The organism is Flavobacterium lacustre, assembly GCF_027474525.2.
GTDB classification, from domain to species: domain Bacteria; phylum Bacteroidota; class Bacteroidia; order Flavobacteriales; family Flavobacteriaceae; genus Flavobacterium; species Flavobacterium lacustre.
The window spans coordinates 2678970-2698433 of sequence record NZ_CP114882.2; the positions used below are offsets into that span (position 1 = coordinate 2678970).

Here is a 19464-nt window from a genome sequence, read left to right on the forward strand (position 1 = left end):
TTATTCTATGTATTCCCTTTTTATTTGAAAACAACTCCAAATTTTGCAGCCGTTGCTTTTGCTTCGGGAACTAAAGCTTTAAGATTTGCAATTCTGGTTGCATCAGAAGGGTGTGTACTCAAAAACTCTGGTTGTGCTTGACCTGCTGATTGCGCTGCCATTCGTTGCCAAAAAACAATTGCCTGATCCGGATTGTATCCTGCAATAGCCATCAATGTAAGTCCAATTTTATCAGCTTCACTTTCATGACTTCTGCTAAATGGAAGCATCACTCCTACTTGTGAACCCACACCATAATATTGTTGCCACATTTGCTGTTTTTCACTGCTTTGATTTCCGGTTGCAAGAGAAACTCCTACAGCTCCTATTTGTTGTAACTGTGAGGCACTCATTCGTTGTGCTCCGTGATTTGCCAATGCATGAGAAACTTCATGGCCCATAACTGTTGCTAAACCAGCGTCGTCTTTAGTCACAGGTAAAATCCCAGAATAGACAACAATTTTTCCTCCTGGCATACACCAAGCATTAATTTCCTTACTGTCTATTAATTTATACTCCCATCGATAGTCTTTCAAATATTCAGATTGACCTATCGAAGTCAGGTATTTTTCTGCGGCTAATCTGATTTTGATACCTACATTTTCTACTCTTTTTGCATCGGCAGTTCCTGAAATAACTTTGTTTTCTTTCAAGAAAGTACCATATTGCTGAAAAGAGGATGGAAATAATTCACTATTTGATACAAAATTTAGACTTTTTTTACCTGTTAATGGGTTGGTTGCACAAGAAAAAAAGAGTCCTATTGTAACGATTGCAATTGCTACTGAATGCTTTTTCATAATTTAATTTTTAGAGATGGGACAAAAATAACAGTATAAAAATAATTCTGTTTATATAATTATGGTCAAAATTATCATTTTTTTTGTTTAGTTATACTCTGATGTGATACAATTCTCTGAACATCTGTAGTTGTAATCAACAGCCAAAAAAAAACCACTATCAAATTACTGTAATTTGATAGTGGTTTATACTATAACTCTTATTTGCTATGAAATCTTGAAAGCAATCATACTCAATGGAGACAAAAGTAATTCCGTTGAATAATCTCTTCCGTCATAAGGAGTGGCTTCAATAACTAAAGCTTTTGGATTTTGAACACCGCTACCGCCATAAATAAGTTTATCACTGTTGAAAATCTCGGTTAATTTACCTTTTTTAGGTAAACCAATTCTATAATTTTTTCGCACAACTTGAGTAAAATTACATACAACAATTACATCGTCTTTTGGTTTATTTCCTTTTCTTATAAAAGTCATCACTGCATTTTGATGATCGGAATAATTAATCCATTCAAAACCTTCCTGACTAAATTGTTTTTCATACAAAGCCGGTTCGGTTTTATACAATTCATTCAAGTCTGTAATTAATTTTCTTACGCCTTCATGAAATGGATATTGCAACAAATGCCAATCTAAACTTCCTTCAAAATTCCATTCGCTGCTTTGTCCGAATTCACTACCCATAAATAACAGTTTTGTTCCAGGATGTGTAAACATATAACTGTATAATAAACGTAAATTGGCAAATTTTTGCCATTCATCTCCTGGCATTCTTCCGGCAATAGATTTTTTACCATATACTACTTCATCATGTGAAAGCGGCAACATAAAATTTTCAGAAAAAGCATAGGTCATTGAAAAAGTCAAATCATTCTGATGGTATTTTCTATACACGGTTTCTTTTTGAAAATACTCTAATGTGTCGTGCATCCAGCCCATCATCCATTTCATTCCAAATCCTAAACCACCTGAAAATGTTGGTCTTGAAACCATTGGAAAAGAAGTGCTTTCCTCAGCAATAGTTTGTACACCTTCATAATTATGATATACGGCTTCATTAAAATCTTTCAGGAAACTTATCGTATCGAGATTTTCTCTTCCACCAAAAATATTGGGTTCCCATTCTCCATCTTTTCTGGAATAATCTAAATATAACATCGAAGCTACAGCATCTACACGAAGCCCGTCAACATGATAATGTTGCAACCAAAAAAGCGCATTACTAATTAAGAAAGAGCGCACTTCATTTCGTCCGTAATTAAAAACTAAACTTTTCCAATCCGGATGATAGCCTTTTCTGCGGTCAGGATGTTCAAAAAGATTTGAACCATCAAAAAATCCTAAACCATGTGCGTCATCAGGAAAATGTGATGGAACCCAATCCAGAATTACTCCAATTCCGGCTTGGTGCAATTTATCAACCAAAACCATAAATTCTTGTGGTGTTCCAAAACGAGATGTTGGTGCAAAATACCCTACTAATTGATAACCCCATGACGGATCATACGGATATTCCATTACTGGCATAAACTCAACATGGGTAAATCCGGTTTCTTTTACATAATTGACTAATTCTTCTGCAAATTCTAAATAAGTCAAAAATCGATTTTCTGTTCCATGTCGTTTCCAAGAACCTAAATGTACTTCATAAACGGAGTATGGTTTGTCAAGACCATTATGATCTTTACGGGTTTCCATCCATTTTTTATCCTTCCATTTGTGTTCTAAATCCCAAATTACTGATGCAGTATGTGGTGGTTTTTCACAATAAAAAGCAAATGGATCCGCTTTTTCGGTAATAATTCCTCCGTTATTTGATTGTATTTTATATTTGTAAGTTGTTCCTTTTTCGATACCCGGAATAAAACCTTCCCAAATCCCTGACGAATCCCATCTTACCTGCAATTGATGTTCTCCTTGTATCCAATAATTGAAATCCCCAATTACAGAAACCGACCGGGCTGATGGAGCCCAAACGGCAAAATAAACCCCTTTCACTCCATCAACTTCGATAAGATGTGCGCCTAATTTTTCGTAAAGTCTGAAATGTTTTCCCGCTTTGAATAAATCAATATCAAAATCGGTAAAAAGGGAATGTGCTTGTACTTTGTTCATTTTTGTGATATTATTTTGTGTATTTTAATAGCAATTATTTGATGAATAACTCTTTTAATTCTTCTTTTCAAAATCCATTATACTTGCAATTCCTGTCAAAGGAATCACTGACCAACGCGGACGAGAATTTAACTCGTAACCCAATTCATAAACTGCTTTTTCTAAAAGACAGTATTTTAACAGAAAATCAATCTCGTTTCGGTAACCAATATTCAAATTTCCGCCTTGAGCTACATCAGTATAGGTTTGCAAAAATACGCCTACAAAATATTTGTATAATATTTCTCCGGCATAAAACAATTCTTTCTGTTCAAATGGATATTTGTCTTTATTATTGAAAATCGTTGCGTAAATGGCATAATGAAAAGAACGAAACATTCCTGCAACGTCTTTCAATGGCGGTTGTTTTACTTTTCGATCTCGAATTGTACTTTCCGGTTCACCTTCAAAATCTAAGATATAGAAATCCTCTCCGTTCACCAAAACTTGTCCTAAATGATAATCTCCATGAATCCTGATTCGTTCTGATTTCATTTTAGTCCAATCAAAATCAAGGAATACTTTTCTGATTTCTTTTTTATGATCTAAAAACTGATTCGCTAATTCTAAAGCTAAACCATCTAATTTATGCAAATTATTTTCCAGAATATTCAAACGATTTTGAAACTGATACGTCAATCTGTTTTTGAGCCAAACCGTATAATCACCATTATAAGTGGTTGGTGTAAATGCCGTTTCATGAATATCACTTCCTAAAGCAATATGCATTTCTGCGGTTCTTGTTGCCAATGTTTGAATTCGAAGAAAAATACTCAATCCGGCCCAATCAATTATTTCATGGGGAACTTCATTCAATTTTAATCTTTTGAAAAGTTCAATATCTGGTAATTTGGCTATTTTTATTTTCTTATGTTGCAAATTATCAAAAATTCGATCGCTTTCTTCCAACATAAATTTCCAGGCATCACCTTGATTTGGAACCAGTTTTTGCATCAATCCAAGTGTAATATTTCCTTCAGTCAATATTACACTGATGCTTCCCATATACTCCGGGGAACTTTTAAAATGCATTCTTTCCGTAAGAAAACGACTAATTTCATAATCTGGATTCATACTGATATAAATTCTTCTGAAAATCTTTAATACCAACGTATTATTATAGATAATCGAAGTATTGCTTTGCTCCACTCCCATAAACTTAGACGAAATGTATTCTTTTTCTTCCAGTTTACTTCCTTTATGAAATTTTACTTTTGAAGAGTCAGATTCTTTAGAATGTATGATTTTGTCAAATAATAATTTTCTAAAGTCTTCCTGATGTAAAGCATCAACCAAAAAACCTTCCTGATTGTTCATTTTTACAGGTGCAATCACGGTATTGGTATCTAATTCCTCTTCGGACATAAAGGCTAATGGCATGAAATAATGCTGATAAAAGGCTTCTTTGAAATTTACTTCAAGCAAAACACCAAAATAGGTATTCTCTTTTGAAGAAATTCTAAAAGAGTCAACTACCTCAATATATTTTAAAGTACTTGCTTTGCCACCATACCAACGTTTATTAATGATATAGTTTTCCAAAATATCTGACGAGAATACTTTTACAAATTCTTCGTCATCGAAAGCATTTTTCCAATCTGTTTTAAAAACAAATGGATTTTGAAATTCATCTTCATTAATTTTATGATCTATCATTAGCGCTGAATTTTAAATAAATGAAATGGCAAATCCGGAGAAAGTACTACATAATTCCATTCTTTATCCCATAAATAAGTATTTCCTGTAATCAAATCGGTTACATGAATAGGTTGATTTCCTAACTGTTGTAACGGAATTCGAACCATTGCCTGACTAGAATTATAAGCGTCTAAACTCACAACCATTAAAGTTTCATTGAGCTTGTCATCATCAAATTTGTAATACGCCATAACTTGTTCGTTATTAGTATCACAAAAAACAATATTATTGGTTTGTTGTAAAGAAAGTTGCTCTTTTCTAATGGTATTTATTCGGGTAATCAAAGTGATCAGCTTATTCTGTTTTTCCCAATCCCATTTGTAATATTCATATTTTTCAGAATTCAAATATTCTTCTTTTCCCGGAGCCATTGGAGCACAAACCATATATTCAAATACAGGACCGTAAATCCCTACGCTTGAGCTTAATGTAGCGGCTAGAAAATATTTTTGAAGGTGTACAGATTCATTCCCGCTTTGCAAAGCAAAAGGATTAATATCTGGCGTGTTGGGCCAGAAATTAGGGCGGTAAAATTCTTTTTGTTCGGATTGCGTTAATTCTTCTACATATTCGGTTAATTCTTTTTTAGAATTTCTCCAAGTAAAGTAGGTGTACGATTGGCTGAATCCTTGTTTAGCCAACTCATTCATGATTTTTGGACGTGTAAATGCTTCCGCTAAAAATAAAACGTCTGGATGTTTTTTCTTGATTTCAGCAATCAACCAACCCCAAAAATAGAATGGTTTTGTATGCGGATTATCTACTCTGTAAATTTTGATATTGCATTCTTCAATCCAAAACAGGGCAACATCTAATAATTCTTTCCAAAGGTTTTTCCAATCGCCGCTTTCAAAATAAATAGGCTGAATATCCTGGTATTTTTTAGGTGGATTTTCAGCATATTGTACCGTTCCGTCTGGTCTCCATTTAAACCATTGTGGAAAATCTTTCACATAAGGATGATCCGGAGCTGCTTGCAAAGCATAATCCATAGCCACTTCTATACCTAAATCTTGTGCTTTTTTTACTAATTCCTTAAAATCATCGATGGTTCCTAATTCAGGATGAGTTGATTTATGACCGCCATGATGAGAACCAATTCCCCAAGGCGATCCTACATCTCCATATTCTGCATTTGTAGCGTTATTTTTTCCTTTTCGATTTACTTCACCAATAGGATGAATCGGTGGAAAATATAAGGTGTCAAATCCCATTTCTGCCACTCTTGGCAAGAGTCTTTCACAGTCTTTAAAAGTTCCGTGCTTTCCTTCTTCAGGTGAAGCTGAACGGGGAAAAAACTCATACCAAGTACTAAATAATGCTTTTTTTCTGTCTACATAAACCTTTAAAGGCGTTGATTTATTCTCTAAAAAACGAATAGGATATTTCTTGAAAATGCGTGTTAATTCTTGTGAAGTAGCTTCACGAACAGCATTGTCATATTCCGATTCTGTAGTGAAATAATGGGCTAAAGTATTTAAATAGTTATTTTCGGAAGCCTCAACTTGATTGAGTATGGCACGAAGATACTCTGCTCCCTCCAGTAATTCCGATTTTACATATTGATTGTCTTGAATTTTTCGTTCTGTTCCGTGTTGCCAATTCAAAGCATAATCAACCCAACCTTCTACAAAATAGGAATAGAAACCTTGTTTTTCGACTTTAAATTCAGCAATCCATTCATCATTAAAAGTAGGAATCATTCTAACTTCATCCCAGTTTTCATCTTCTTCATGTTTGTACTTCACACAACATTCTATAACATCGTGTCCGTCAGAAAAAACAGCGGCAGTTACTATTACTTTTTGACCAACAATTCGTTTTATGGCATTAACACCACAATCTAATTGTGGGGAAACATTTTCTATTATTATTCGGGTTTGGTTCTGCATTTTGTACTTTTATTTTGTATCGGAAAAATAATGAATTTTATATATTCAGGAAGCTTTAATAAAAAAATTATTGATTTCACAATAATATAAGTGTAATAGAATTAATCATTGAGAAATTTAAAATCATTTGTCAAAAGCAATACATATATCTTTCTAATTTAGCGTATTTGAATAAAATATTTGTTAAAAAAATCCAAAACTAACAGCTAAATGTTTTTTGATTAATGGGCAAAACCAATTTTTATTAAAAAATTATAGTTTCTACTGTCTAATCTTCAAAAACAGGTGTTAGTTTTGGAATTATTTAAACATTCATAAAGAATGAATTATTTGATACTGAAATTATTAGGAATAATTGCTCCTTTTTTGATAACAACAATACCATCTTTTATAGCATATAATTCATGATTAAGGTTTTCTAGATGCTTTCCTCCTTCAATGTGAACATCATTGCCTATTCTACAGTTCTTATCTACGATGGCATTGTTTATAAAGCATCGTTCTCCAATTCCTACTAATTGTTTGTCATTATAAACATCCTCTTTCATGTCATCGATGCTTTGGTAAAAATCATTACCCATAACATAACAATTCTTGATAACGGTTCCTTCTCCTATTCTGGAACGAATTCCAATTACAGATTGATGTATTTCTTTGGCATGAATAATACAACCTTCGGAAATTAATGATTTTTCAATCGTAGTTTTTTGAAATTTTGAAGGCGGTAATAAACGAGGTCTTGTGAAAATTTTATTGTCGTTATCAAATAAATTAAACTCCGGAATATCATTTGTTAAACCAATATTAGCTTCAAAGAAAGAATCGATGTTACCAATATCTGTCCAATATCCTTCATATTGATAGCTTAATATTTTTCGGTGTCCAACGGCTTGTGGAATGATTTCTTTACCAAAATCCTTTGTATCCGGATTTTTCATTAATTCAATCAATAATTTTCTGTTGAAGATGTAAATCCCCATTGATGCCAAATAATGTTTTCCTTGGCTTTTCATCTCTTCGCTTACGTCTGATTCCCAATCAGGCAATAGCTCTGCAGCCGGTTTTTCAATAAAAGATTCAATGCAGCTTTCGGAGTTTGTTTTTAAAATCCCAAATTCAGGTGCATCTTTTGCATTTACTGGCAATGTAGCAATCGAAATATCAGCTTCTGCATTAATATGTGCTTCTAACATTTCGTTAAAATCCATTTGATACAGTTGATCTCCTGAAAGAATTAAAGCATAATCAAATTCATGATTTAAGAAATGAGGCATACATTGTCTTACAGCATCCGAAGTTCCTTGAAACCAGGTTGGGTTATCAGGCGTTTGTTCAGCAGCTAAAATATCAACGAAGGCATGACTAAAAATACTAAAGTTGTACGTGTTTTTTATATGGGCATTCAAAGAAGCCGAATTAAATTGTGTCAATACAAACATTCTATAAATATCCGAATTCATACAATTTGAGATAGGAATATCAACCAATCTGTATTTTCCTCCAATTGGCACAGCAGGTTTTGACCTTGTTTCTGTTAGCGGATACAATCTAGAACCCTGACCTCCTCCTAAAATAATTGCAATTACGTTTTTCTTTTTAGCTTTCATTTCTTTTAATAATTAAATTGTATACTTCTATATATTCTTTGCAAACGCTACTCCAAGAATGGTCAATTTGCATTCCTGATTTTCTAATTTTATTTAAAGTTTTCTTGTCCTCATACATTTTCAATGCTCTTCTTATTGAAGTACAAATATCTGTAACGCTGGTTTGCTCGTGACAAATCCCATTTCCGCCGTCTTCAAAATCTATTACTGTGTCTTTCAATCCTCCGGTTCTTCTCACTACGGGAATTGTTCCGTAACGTAAGGCATACATTTGGTTTAATCCGCAAGGTTCTACTCTTGATGGCATTAATAAAAAATCTGAACCTGCAAAAATCAAATGCGCTAAATCTTCATTGTATCCAATGAAAGTGTTGTAATTTCCTTTATAATCTGGCAATAATTGATTCAATTCTGTTTCTATAGTTTCATTTCCTGAACCTAAAATTAGAATATTAATTTCATTTAAATGCTCGGCTAAAGCCAATGCTGATGCTTGCGGCAATAAATCAGCTCCTTTTTCTTCTAATAATCGTCCAATAAAACTAAAAAGCGGTTTCGACGGGTCTAAATCAAAAATATCGCAAAGTTTCTCTTTGTTTTTTTGCTTTCCATTTTCAATCGTGTCAATCGTATAATTACTGACTAATACTTTATCAGTAGCCGGATTCCAGACTTTTTCATCAATACCATTCAAAATTCCTTTCGACTTCTGACGCACCATATTAAACAATGATTCCAATCCATTTGAAGAATGATTAATTTCATTCAAATAATTAGGTGATACAGTCGTTACCGCGCTAGCACATTTTATTCCAACAGCCAGAGAATTGATAGCATTCCCCCATTCTAAAACACCAACATGAGCCAAATCAAATTCAGGCAAATAATACAATTTATTAAATCCAAAAATCCCCTGATACAAACCACTATGAATGGTTAACACCGTTGGTATATTTTTTAATTTTTGATATTTGTGTGCATAAAGCATCATAAAAGGAATCAATCCTGTATGATGATCGTGACAGTTAATAACATCCGGAATTTCTCTTCGCCCTAAAATCCAATCTAAAGTAGCAATTTGAAAAGATACAAATCGCTCAATATCATCTTCATAACCATAAACTTCTTTGCGGTCAAATAACTCCTGAATGGCTATTACATATAATTCAAATCCCAGTTTATCTGTTTTTTCTTTGTGTACGCTAAACGGAAAATTAAAATTTCCTAATTTCACATGACTCCAATGAACACATTCAAATTCATTTTCATTTATAAATTTAGTATCATAAGCCGGAATCACTACTCGTACGTCATGCCCTTCGGTACTTTGGTATTTTGGTAATGCTCCAACAACGTCAGCCAAACCGCCTACTTTTGCCGCAGGATAACATTCTGCACTGATGTGAAATAATTCCATTTATAAAACTTTGTTTCTTTTCAATTCAACATAAAATTTGATAAAGGCATCATTTACTCCATCGTGGGTAGTTCCCAATTTTTGTGTAAATACCAATTATTACGTTAAAAAATTATAAATTATATTACTTTTATGTTTTTCTAAATTTAGTAAAAAAAAAGTAACTTATTAATACTATTAAAAATTTATTTTAATGTCAAAAAAAAACAAAAATATTTCTCAATCATTAAGAATTCCGAGGGTTATTTTATTAATAAGTAAATTTTTCGCTTTTATTTCAACAAAATTAGTAACTCTTTTTGCTTCAAAATTATTTACGACACCCATAAAACATAAGGTTCCAAAAAGAGAATTGGAAATGGACCGCAAAAGCATTCAAAATTTAATGTTAGTTCCCGCAATCAATAAGCAAGTTATGATTTATGAATACGGAGAAAGCGACAAGAAAATATTATTAGTTCATGGTTGGTCAGGAAGAGGAACACAATTATTTAAAATAGCTGATGCTTTTTTGGCTGCAGGATATTCAACCCTAAGTTTTGATGCGCCAGCTCACGGAAAATCTCCCGGAAATGAAACAATAATGGTTGATTTTATCGCTTCTATTTTGGAAATTAATACCAAATATGGACCTTTTGAAGCAGTTGTAGGTCATTCTTTAGGAGGAATGTCAGTACTAAATGCTATAAAAAGAGGATTGAACGTTAAACATGCTGTAATAATAGGAAGCGGTGATATTGTTCAGGATATTTTGGATGATTTCATTTCTAAATTAGAATTAAAACCAATAATCAGTACAAAACTTCGTTTGTATTTTGAAAAAAAGTATAACGAAAAAATGGATGATTTCTCGGGCTATAAAGCGGCATCAGAAATCACAATTCCTGTTCTTGTTATTCATGATAAAGAGGACCAAGAAGTTCCAGTAAAAGCAGGAATTCATATCCATAAACATTTAAAAAATGGAGCGCTTATATTGACCGAAGGACTAGGACACCGAAAAATTTTAGGCGATTCAAATGTAGTTCAAAAAACGGTTGAGTTCATAACCAGTAAATAATTGATTTTAAATTATATAAAAAAAATAATAATATTTAAATACTTTGAAAATTGTATTCAATAATAACTTAAAATATGAAATATCCTTTAGAAAAAACAGAACAAGAATGGAACGAATTATTAGGGCCGGAACGCTTTAGAATTCTTCGTCAAAAAGGAACCGAATATCCTCATACCGGTAAATATAATTTGCATTATGAAAAAGGAACTTATTGTTGCGGAGCCTGCAATGAACCCTTATTTGAAAGTGATTCTAAGTTTGATGCGCATTGTGGATGGCCTTCTTTTGACGAATCAATTCCCGGAAAAGTAGAATACATAACTGATACTACACACGGTATGAAACGTACCGAAATTCTATGCGCTAATTGTGGAAGTCATCTGGGACATGTTTTTAATGACGGCCCCACTAAAACCGGACAACGCTACTGTGTCAATTCATTATCTGTAGATTTTAAAGAAATATAAAACATGGATTTATTTGGTCAAACTCCAGATTGGGCAACTTATTTATCACCAATCCTGACAAAATATAAAAATAGAAAACATCCTTTAGCCTACGAAAATTTATATCAGTTAGTGGTTATGGTTATTTTATCGGCGCAAGACTCTGATGCAAATATCAATGCGGTAGCACCTGCTCTATTTGAAATATATCCAGACATGGAACGTTTATCAGTGACTAACAGAGAGGCATTATTGCCTAATATCAGCACCGTTCGGAATTTTGGAACAAAAGCCAATTGGCTGATTGAAATTGCTCAAATCATCGAAAAAAACGAGAATATTCCATTAACGATGAATGCTTTAACAGCCTTAAAAGGCATTGGAAGAAAATCCGCCAATGTAATAATGCGGGAAACAAATCAGCCAGCCGAAGGCATTATTGCCGATTTGCATGTCATTCGAGTAGCGCCAAGAATAGGTTTAATTTCTGAAACTAAAGACGGTAACAAAGTGGAAAAACAATTGATGCAGGTTTTGCCAAAATCAATTTGGGGTGAAATTGGTATGGCGATTTCTTTTCTTGGAAGAGAAATTTGTCGACCAAAACCCAAATGCGATTTATGTCCGATAAATAATTTTTGCGCTTATTATGCGAATGAAAATTAAACTAATTCTTTAAAAAACTGCAATAAAATTTGATCGTTTTTTAATGTTGGTGTGAAAACCTCAAGAATGCTTGGTTTTTCATTTTTAGTGTAAAGCATTTTCAAACTGGAATCTAAACTTTTTTCATCACTGGCAATGCTGTATTCAAATCCAAACATTTTTGCTAAATGTTCTGCTGTATGACAATGTGAAGTTTCAAAGAAAGTATTGAAAACAGGGCTTTCCTCATGTCCTGGTAAGATTCTGAAAATCCCTCCACCACCGTTATTAATCAAGATTATTTTGAAGTTTTTAGGAATATAACTATTCCACAAAGCATTGCTGTCATATAAAAAACCAATATCACCACTGATGAATACGGTTTGTTTTTCATTGGCCACAGCCGCACCAATCGCAGTCGAAGTGCTGCCGTCAATTCCACTGGTTCCTCGATTGCAATAGACTTCAATTGAAGGATCGATATCTATTAATTGTGCATATCGAATGGCAGAGCTATTACTGATTTGCAGTTGACTGTTCGTTGGTAAACTTTGAATTACTTTTTCGAAAACTTTAAAATCTGAAAAAGGAATTTTAGACAAATACAAATCCCCTTTTACTTTTCTCAGTTCTTTTACGGCATCTAATTGCTGAAAATAATCACTTTCAATTGTATTTGTAAGTGGCAAAAAGGCGCTAAAAAAGGCATTTGGATCTGCTTCAAAATGATGTGTTAAAGCATTAAAAGTATCATAAGCTCTCCAGTTATCAATATGCCAATGGTGTTTTGGTTTATACTTTCGCAAAAAAGCCTTAATCCGTTTAGAGACAACCATTCCGCCAAAAGTGACTAAAATTTCCGGAAGAAATCGTTCAAAATCCTCATTTGTAAAAGGTGTGATTATGGTGTCAATATTATTAATAAATGTTGGATGGTGAACATTAGAAGTCGTTTCGGTTAAAACCACAACTGATTTGTCTTCAGCAAAATGCGCAATTGTTTTGTCCGAAATGACATTGGGATCATTCACACCTACGAGAATCATTTTTCTAGTAGAATTGTTCCAAATGGAAGCAAATTCAGCTAAGTTTTCTATGGAATTTGTCGGAGTATTATTTGCGGAAGCGAAACTATTCACGTTCACCGAAAGTTCTGAAACGGTTTCATACAAAGGTTCTTCAAAAGGAGCGTTGATATGAACCGGACCTTTTTCGAGCATAGCACAATCAATCGCTTCGTTGATTTTTAAATCATTTTCTGCCGAAACATGCTCTTGTAAATTGGCATTGTACAACGAATGATTTGAGAATACATTTTCTTGACGAATGGTTTGACCGTCTCCAATATCAATTTTACTTTGGGGTCTGTCTGCCGAAATCACAATCAAAGGAATCTGACTGTAAAATGCTTCTGCAAAAGCAGGATAATAATTTAGTAAAGCTGAACCGGAAGTACAAACCAGCGCGATAGGTTTTTTGGTTTGTTGCGCCATTCCTACTGCAAAAAAAGCAGCACAACGCTCGTCAGCAATACTGTAACATTTAAATGCCGGATTGCTAACAAAACCAATTGTTAAAGGGGCATTTCGAGAACCTGGGGAAATTATTATGGTAGTGATTCCTTTGGCTAAACAGATTTGTATGATGCTTTGTGCTAAAGGTATTTTTGGATAAATCATTTGTTTATTTTTCTGATTACAAAGTTACAAACTTGCTGTTGCTTTTCCGTTCATTTCGGCTGATTTTTCTTAATTTTGAAAGCAAATAAATAAGAAATGAAAATTAGCTTAAGACCATATCAAACCGAAGATACACAAGCAATATTAGAAATAATTAACTATAATATTCTTAATTCAACCGCGCTTTATGATTACAATGTTAGAAGTTATGAGCAGCAAAAGAATATTTTGGAGGAAAAAATCAACAAAAATTTCCCTGTGATTGTAGCGGAACTAAATGGTAAAGTTGTGGGTTTTGGAATGTACAGCGAATTTCGCTTCAGAGAAGCTTATAAATTTACCGTTGAACATTCTGTGTATGTCGACCATGAGTATCATGGCAAAGGGATTGGAAAAGTACTATTACAGGAATTAATCCGAATCGCAAAAGCGCAAAATCTTCATACGATGATTGCGGTTATTGATGCTGAAAATGAAAGTAGTGTTGAATTTCATGAAAAATTTGGTTTCAAAATTGTTGGTGTCATCAAAGAATCCGGTTATAAATTTGACCGTTGGTTGCATTCGGTTTTCATGCAATTGATTTTAGAATAAAAAGTGATTATTGTTTCAAAAAACATAATTCAGTAAGAAAACGATAACCGTGTAAAGAATAGTATATTTGCACGACTAGAATTATTATGAACTACACCTTACTTTCATCGCCTTTACAGGGATTTACCGACTTTCGTTTTAGGAATGCCCAAAATAAATATTTTGGCGGAATTGATACTTTTTATTCTCCTTACATTCGTTTAAACGGAAAATTAGTTGTTAAATCTTCTTATGAACGGGATTTACTCCCTGAAAATAATGTTGGTTTAGAGGTAATTCCACAAATTATAACGAACGATGCCGATGAGTTTTTATTTGTTGCCAAATATGTTCAAGAAATGGGTTATAAAGAATTGAACTGGAATTTAGGATGTCCTTATCCTATGGTTACCAAGTCTGGTATGGGTTCCGGTTTGATTAAAAATACGGAACAAATCAATCATATTCTGGACAGAGCTCATTCTGAAACAGATATTATCGTATCGATGAAAATGCGTTTGGGATATGATACTACCGAAGAAATTTTGGATGTTTTGCCTATTTTAGATCAATATCCAATTAAGAATATTGCCATTCACGCGCGTATTGGAAAACAACTGTATAAAGGCGGCGTACATCTTGACGCATTTCAACATTGTATCGATAATACCAAACACAAATTGTATTATAATGGCGATATTACTTCGGTAAAAAAGTTTCAGGAGATGCAGGAACGTTTTCCAACTATTGACCATTGGATGATTGGCAGAGGTTTAATTGCGGATCCTTTTTTGCCCGGCATGATAAAAAACAATGCTGTAGAATATCCTAAAAACAAAATAGAATTATTCAGTGCGTTTCACGACACATTGTACCAAGGATATAGCGAATCACTTTCAGGATCGACTCATATCTTATTAAAAATGCATCATTTATGGGAATACTTTTCGGTTATATTTTCAAATCCCCATAAAGTTCATAAAAACATTAAAAAATCCAAAAGTATTCGAAATTATGAAGCCACTGTTGCAGAAATTTTGAAAGCCGAAATAAATCAAAAATAAAAAAGAGATTCTCTATCAAATGAGAATCTCTTTTTTTATAGTTCTAAAAAATTAAAAACTGAATTTATCCTTTGACCCAATTCACCACTTCGGTATCTGTAGGCAATGTACGTGGCGAAATCACTTTTTCTAATTCGCCTTTTTCATTGATAAGGTATTTTTGAAAATTCCATTCTACTTCTGAATCTTGTAAACCATTTTTAGATTTCTGTGTCAAAAATTGGTAAACGGCACACATATCATCACCTTTTACAGAAACTTTGTCCATCATAGGAAAAGTTACACCATAATTTTGTTGGCAAAAAGTAGCAATTTCTTCATTGGTTCCCGGCTCTTGCGAAGCAAAATTATTAGCCGGAAAACCTACAATCACAAATCCTTTATCTTTGTATTCTTTATACAATGCTTCTAAATCTTTGTATTGTGGCGTCAATCCACATTTTGAAGCCGTATTGACAATCATTATTTTTTTACCTTTTAAAGTAGAAAAATCAAAGGTGTTTCCTGATAAATCTTCTACTTTAAATTGATAAATAGTTTCTTTGGCAACTGGAATTTCATTCATATTAATTTCTGATGGTTTAGGTTGTGCGTGATTTTGACAACTGAAAAGCATAATAGCACAGCTGGCTATAAATAATAGGTTTTTCATATTTTTATTTTTTATAAAATTAGAACAATTAATTGTTTGTCAATAATTTATTTTAGTTAAACAGAAGTTAAATAAAAAAGAAGCCTAACCTCACGAAAAAAAGGTTAGACTTCTAAACAAAACAAACTAAATCTTCCTTATTAACACTAAAAAGTATAAGTAATTTTTCCTTTCATAAAAAAAGGTGTTCCCGGAGTAAAATGTATTTCTTCTACACTTTCAGATTCATTTTGCAATCTTGATTCGGTCGCAAATTGAGTTTCATTCCATGCTGTATCAAAGAGATTTTCTATCGAGATTCCGAAATTGATGCTTTTATACTGATAATTAACATTGAAATCCGATACAAAATAACCTTTGGCAACGATAGAATTATCCTCGTTTGCCGGACGACTTTTTAAATAGCGGTATCGAAGCCCGCCTGAAAAACCCTGTATTTTTTGAAAACTTAAACCTCCAGTAGTGGTAAAATCTGGCGCTAACGGAATGTAATCCTGACCTTTTGGTTCGTCAATACTTCTGGCATACGTATAATTGGCATCCGCATCAAAATACAACCAATCGTTGAGTTGATAACGCAATCCGAGTTCAGCTCCCATACGTTTTGATTTTCCGCTTGGCTCAATGATTCCGGCATCTCCAACATACACAAATTCTTGTTCTAAGAATAAATACCACAAAGCGGAGTTCACAATTAACTTGGGAAAAGGCTTCCAAATGGTACCAATATCTGTTCCTATTGCCGTTGGTAAAACTTGTTTTTCGTTATTTTGAACCACTACCCGAGTATCATTCGAATGAAATCCAATTCCTGATTTTAGAAAAAACTGTAAATTATTATTTTGAGAATAAATGAAGTTCAATTTTGGTGAAAATTTCACTTTGGATTCTGATTGTGTTTTGTAATCCGTAGTTAACTTATCTTGGTAATTGAATTTGAAATAATCCAATCGAATCGCCGGATTAATCATCAGTTTCCCAAAATTAAATTCTGAATTGAAATAGCTAAATAGATTAGACTCATCAATATCTCCTAATTTTATATTTTCTAAAACCGTTTTTCTGTTCAAAGTATGCGAAAGCTCGGAATCCTTTGTAGCATCTGCACGAAAACCAACTCCGTATTGAAACAAAACAGCAACATCATTTAAATTCGTTTTCTGATTCAATTCTGCATTCATTCCATAAATAGCCCTGTTTTCTTTCTGTTTGATTTGGTCTCCATTTATTGGATCTTCTAAAAAGAAAGTGAAATTAGAATACAATTCAAATTGATAATTTGAATAAAAAGCATTTGCTTTTAAGAATGCATTTTCATCAATTGGCTTGCTCAAACTCACATTTACATTGGTTCTGGAGGTATTTCCACCTTCTGTATCGTCAACAGCACCAAATCTTGAAATCGTTCCATCATCAATCAGACGTTGCGGAATTTGTCCGGAAGCGTCCCATTTGCTGGAAAAGCGAGAAGCTAAAACCGAGAATTTGCTGTTATCGCTAAGTATAGTTGAATATTTCCCCAATAAGTTGATTCGGTTGAAGTTTTGAGGGGAATCAAATGGCCCGTCAGTGAGAATATATTCTGTGGCAATGTAGGCGCTTTGCGTTTTTTGGTTGCCCAAAAGATTGAATAAACCAACGGTTCTCAAGGTATTAAATTGCCCTATTTCTAAACCAATACTACTTTTTTCTAATTTGTCTTTAGTTTGAAAACCTACATAGCCAGCAGTAGCAAAATTTCCTTTGTCAGCATAATAAGTTCCTTTCCCAAAATCTATTTTTTCGACCGTTTCCGGAATCACAAAATGCAAATCAGCATAGCCTTGACCGTGTGCGTGAGAGACCATGTTTACAGGTATTCCGTCAACAGCGATAGCAATATCAGTTCCGTGGTCAATGTCAAAACCTCTCAAAAAAAGTTGCTCTGCTTTGCCTCCTCCCGCATGTTGACCAATAAATAATCCGGGTACTTTTCGTAAAATTTCCTGCGAAGAATTTACAGGAGTAGTTTGTAAATCTATTTTAGAAATGACATTCATAGCCGAAAGTTTTGGTTGAATTACTATTTCATTCAATCTAAAAATATCATCTTCCAAAATAATAATCACTTCTGAAGAACTAATGGTAAAATTTGTTTTTTTGTACCCTAAAGCATTTATTTTTAAGACATCACCAACCACTGTTTTATCAATACTAAAGAAGCCAAATTCATTTGTATGTGCGTGATTTTCAGAATTTGTATTTATTAAATAGGCATTTTCTACTGGAATACCGTCCATATCAACTATTTTTCCTTTTTGGATTTGTCCATAAGAAGTTAGCCCGAAAAAAGAAATCAGGAGTAGTAATATATTTTTCATCATGTTACAATTGATTTACTTTTTTGTCAAAATTTGGTCCCAATTCATACAAACTTGAACTCAATTCTTCTTTAATTGGTATTACTTTTTGAGCTAAATTATTTGCTTTATAAATCATAGCCAAATGATATTGTACTTTCGGTTCATGCGATTTTCCAACCACATGATTTTGAGCAATTTCTAGTGCTTTTTTATTTTGTCCAATATTTAAGTAAGACCAAGCTAATAAATCATATGAATCCGGAGTTGGCCTGTGATTGACTTCAATTTTAGCAATTTCTAATGCTTTTGAAGCACTTTGTTTATCATCGGCATAAACTAGAACATTATATTTATTGTACATCGCACCATAATTATTGTTTTTTAGCATAGAAAAATAGGCGTTTTTGTTTTTAATTTCTTCGCTTTTATTTGCTTCAAATTGAGCTATGTGAGATTTTAATAAATAAAAATCAGGTGTATTATGTCTGGATGTAATTGCGTCTATAATCCTGTTGGCTTCATTTGAATTTCGTTCTTTAGAAAAAATAATCCAGGCAATTCCCTTTAAAGCATAAGAGTAATTGGGGTCTAATGCTAAGGTTTTTAGGTAACTGTCATACGATTCCTGAATTTTACCTGCATGTCCATAAAAATCCCCCAGATTAGAATAGGACCAAATTTTGAGTACTTTATTATTTTCTTTTTCAGCGATAGTTCTGGCTTTTTCCATAAAAGTAATGGCAGTTTTCAAATCACCTTTATGATCATTCCATTTTGCTAACCTAATTAAAAAATCAAAATCGTTCATGTCTCGAATGGCGTTTAGATTTTTTACTGCTTCTGCATAATTTCCTAATTCCATCTGAACGTCAAAAAGTAATTTTTGGGTTTCTTTTTTCCCCTCGCCTATTGCTAATGCTTTATTGGCTAATGTCAGCGCTTCTTTAAAACGGTGTTGCGAAATGTAATTTCTTGCTAATGATCGAATCGTTGAAACTTTTGAATAATCATAGGCTTCATTAGATTTTGTCAATAATTCTTCGGTTTTGTATAAGTTTTTAATATTTCCGGTATATTCAAAAAGGGTGCTGTAGTTTGACGCTATTAGACTTAAATAACTAATTTGATTTGGGGCAGCATCAAATTTTTTTTGCCAAAAATCAATTTCATTTTGAGCAAATGTTACTGATTTATTGTCTTTTAAAGTCAAGTATTTTTCATAATCGGCTTTCTGGGTAATTTGTTTTGGCTTAGTCTCGCAACCGAATATAAATAGGATTGTGAAAACCAAAAATGGAAGTTTTTTTAAAGTTTTCATGCTCTAATTGTTTTGTTTGTTTGTTTGTTTGTTTGTTTGTTTGTTTGTGAAGAAAAAAAACAGAGCGGCTTTACTAGT

Annotated in this window: 15 protein-coding genes; 5 read left to right on the plus strand and 10 right to left on the minus strand. The window is 33.1% G+C overall.

What is annotated here, in order from left to right:
- Positions 1-20: 20 nt before the first annotated feature.
- From O6P34_RS11620 to O6P34_RS11645, 6 genes are all read right to left on the minus strand, one after another.
- Complete coding sequence (locus O6P34_RS11620; protein ID WP_269684676.1) at positions 21-839, minus strand: M48 family metallopeptidase; 819 nt, start codon at positions 837-839, stop codon at positions 21-23.
- A gap of 207 nt (positions 840-1046) precedes the next feature.
- A complete protein-coding gene (glgB, locus tag O6P34_RS11625) occupies positions 1047-2954 on the minus strand; it encodes a 1,4-alpha-glucan branching protein GlgB (protein ID WP_269684677.1) in 1908 nt (635 codons plus the stop codon).
- A gap of 54 nt (positions 2955-3008) precedes the next feature.
- Positions 3009-4649, minus strand: a complete 1641-nt coding sequence (locus O6P34_RS11630; protein ID WP_269684678.1) for a maltokinase N-terminal cap-like domain-containing protein — start codon at positions 4647-4649, stop codon at positions 3009-3011.
- The gene (locus O6P34_RS11635) at positions 4649-6583 is read right to left on the minus strand and encodes an alpha-1,4-glucan--maltose-1-phosphate maltosyltransferase (RefSeq protein ID WP_269684679.1); all 1935 of its coding nucleotides are present in this window, start codon (positions 6581-6583) and stop codon (positions 4649-4651) included. The genes O6P34_RS11630 and O6P34_RS11635 overlap by 1 nt, the downstream gene beginning before the upstream one ends.
- Positions 6584-6909: 326 nt before the next feature.
- Positions 6910-8190: a glucose-1-phosphate adenylyltransferase gene (locus tag O6P34_RS11640; protein ID WP_269684680.1), complete on the minus strand. Its 1281-nt coding sequence runs from the start codon at positions 8188-8190 to the stop codon at positions 6910-6912.
- The gene (locus O6P34_RS11645) at positions 8180-9607 is read right to left on the minus strand and encodes a glycogen synthase (protein ID WP_269684681.1); all 1428 of its coding nucleotides are present in this window, start codon (positions 9605-9607) and stop codon (positions 8180-8182) included. Before O6P34_RS11645 ends, O6P34_RS11640 begins: the two co-directional genes overlap by 11 nt.
- A 193-nt stretch (positions 9608-9800) precedes the next feature.
- Between O6P34_RS11645 and O6P34_RS11650 the strand changes: the two genes are divergently transcribed.
- The 3 genes from O6P34_RS11650 to O6P34_RS11660 all read left to right on the plus strand — a co-directional run bounded on the left by O6P34_RS11650 (position 9801) and on the right by O6P34_RS11660 (position 11779).
- Entirely contained in the window at positions 9801-10667 is an 867-nt protein-coding gene (locus O6P34_RS11650; protein ID WP_269684682.1) for an alpha/beta fold hydrolase, read from the plus strand.
- Positions 10668-10741: 74 nt separating this feature from the next.
- Complete coding sequence (gene msrB, locus O6P34_RS11655) at positions 10742-11134, plus strand: peptide-methionine (R)-S-oxide reductase MsrB (RefSeq protein WP_269684683.1); 393 nt, start codon at positions 10742-10744, stop codon at positions 11132-11134.
- A 3-nt stretch (positions 11135-11137) separates the two neighbouring features.
- Entirely contained in the window at positions 11138-11779 is a 642-nt protein-coding gene (locus tag O6P34_RS11660) for an endonuclease III domain-containing protein (RefSeq protein WP_269684684.1), read from the plus strand.
- Here the strand turns inward: O6P34_RS11660 and menD are convergent.
- On the minus strand, positions 11776-13437 hold the full coding sequence (gene menD / locus O6P34_RS11665) for a 2-succinyl-5-enolpyruvyl-6-hydroxy-3-cyclohexene-1-carboxylic-acid synthase (protein ID WP_269684685.1): 1662 nt from the start codon (positions 13435-13437) through the stop codon (positions 11776-11778). The genes O6P34_RS11660 and menD overlap by 4 nt on opposite strands.
- 96 nt (positions 13438-13533) lie before the next feature.
- On the opposite strand from menD, the gene O6P34_RS11670 reads away from it, so the two are divergent.
- Together O6P34_RS11670 and O6P34_RS11675 are read left to right on the plus strand one after the other, a co-directional pair.
- Positions 13534-14031 carry a GNAT family N-acetyltransferase gene (locus O6P34_RS11670; RefSeq protein ID WP_269684686.1) on the plus strand — a complete coding sequence of 166 codons (498 nt, stop codon included), beginning with the start codon at positions 13534-13536 and terminating at the stop codon, positions 14029-14031.
- 86 nt (positions 14032-14117) lie between these two features.
- Entirely contained in the window at positions 14118-15074 is a 957-nt protein-coding gene (locus tag O6P34_RS11675) for a tRNA dihydrouridine synthase (protein WP_269684687.1), read from the plus strand.
- Positions 15075-15138: 64 nt separating this feature from the next.
- On the opposite strand, the gene O6P34_RS11680 is transcribed toward O6P34_RS11675, so the two are convergent.
- From O6P34_RS11680 to O6P34_RS11690, 3 genes are all read right to left on the minus strand, one after another.
- A complete protein-coding gene (locus tag O6P34_RS11680; RefSeq protein ID WP_269684688.1) occupies positions 15139-15726 on the minus strand; it encodes a glutathione peroxidase in 588 nt (195 codons plus the stop codon).
- A gap of 146 nt (positions 15727-15872) precedes the next feature.
- Complete coding sequence (locus O6P34_RS11685) at positions 15873-18086, minus strand: TonB-dependent receptor (RefSeq protein ID WP_269686754.1); 2214 nt, start codon at positions 18084-18086, stop codon at positions 15873-15875.
- Positions 18087-18090: 4 nt separating this feature from the next.
- Positions 18091-19386 carry a tetratricopeptide repeat protein gene (locus O6P34_RS11690; RefSeq protein WP_269684689.1) on the minus strand — a complete coding sequence of 432 codons (1296 nt, stop codon included), beginning with the start codon at positions 19384-19386 and terminating at the stop codon, positions 18091-18093.
- Positions 19387-19464: the final 78 nt, after the last annotated feature.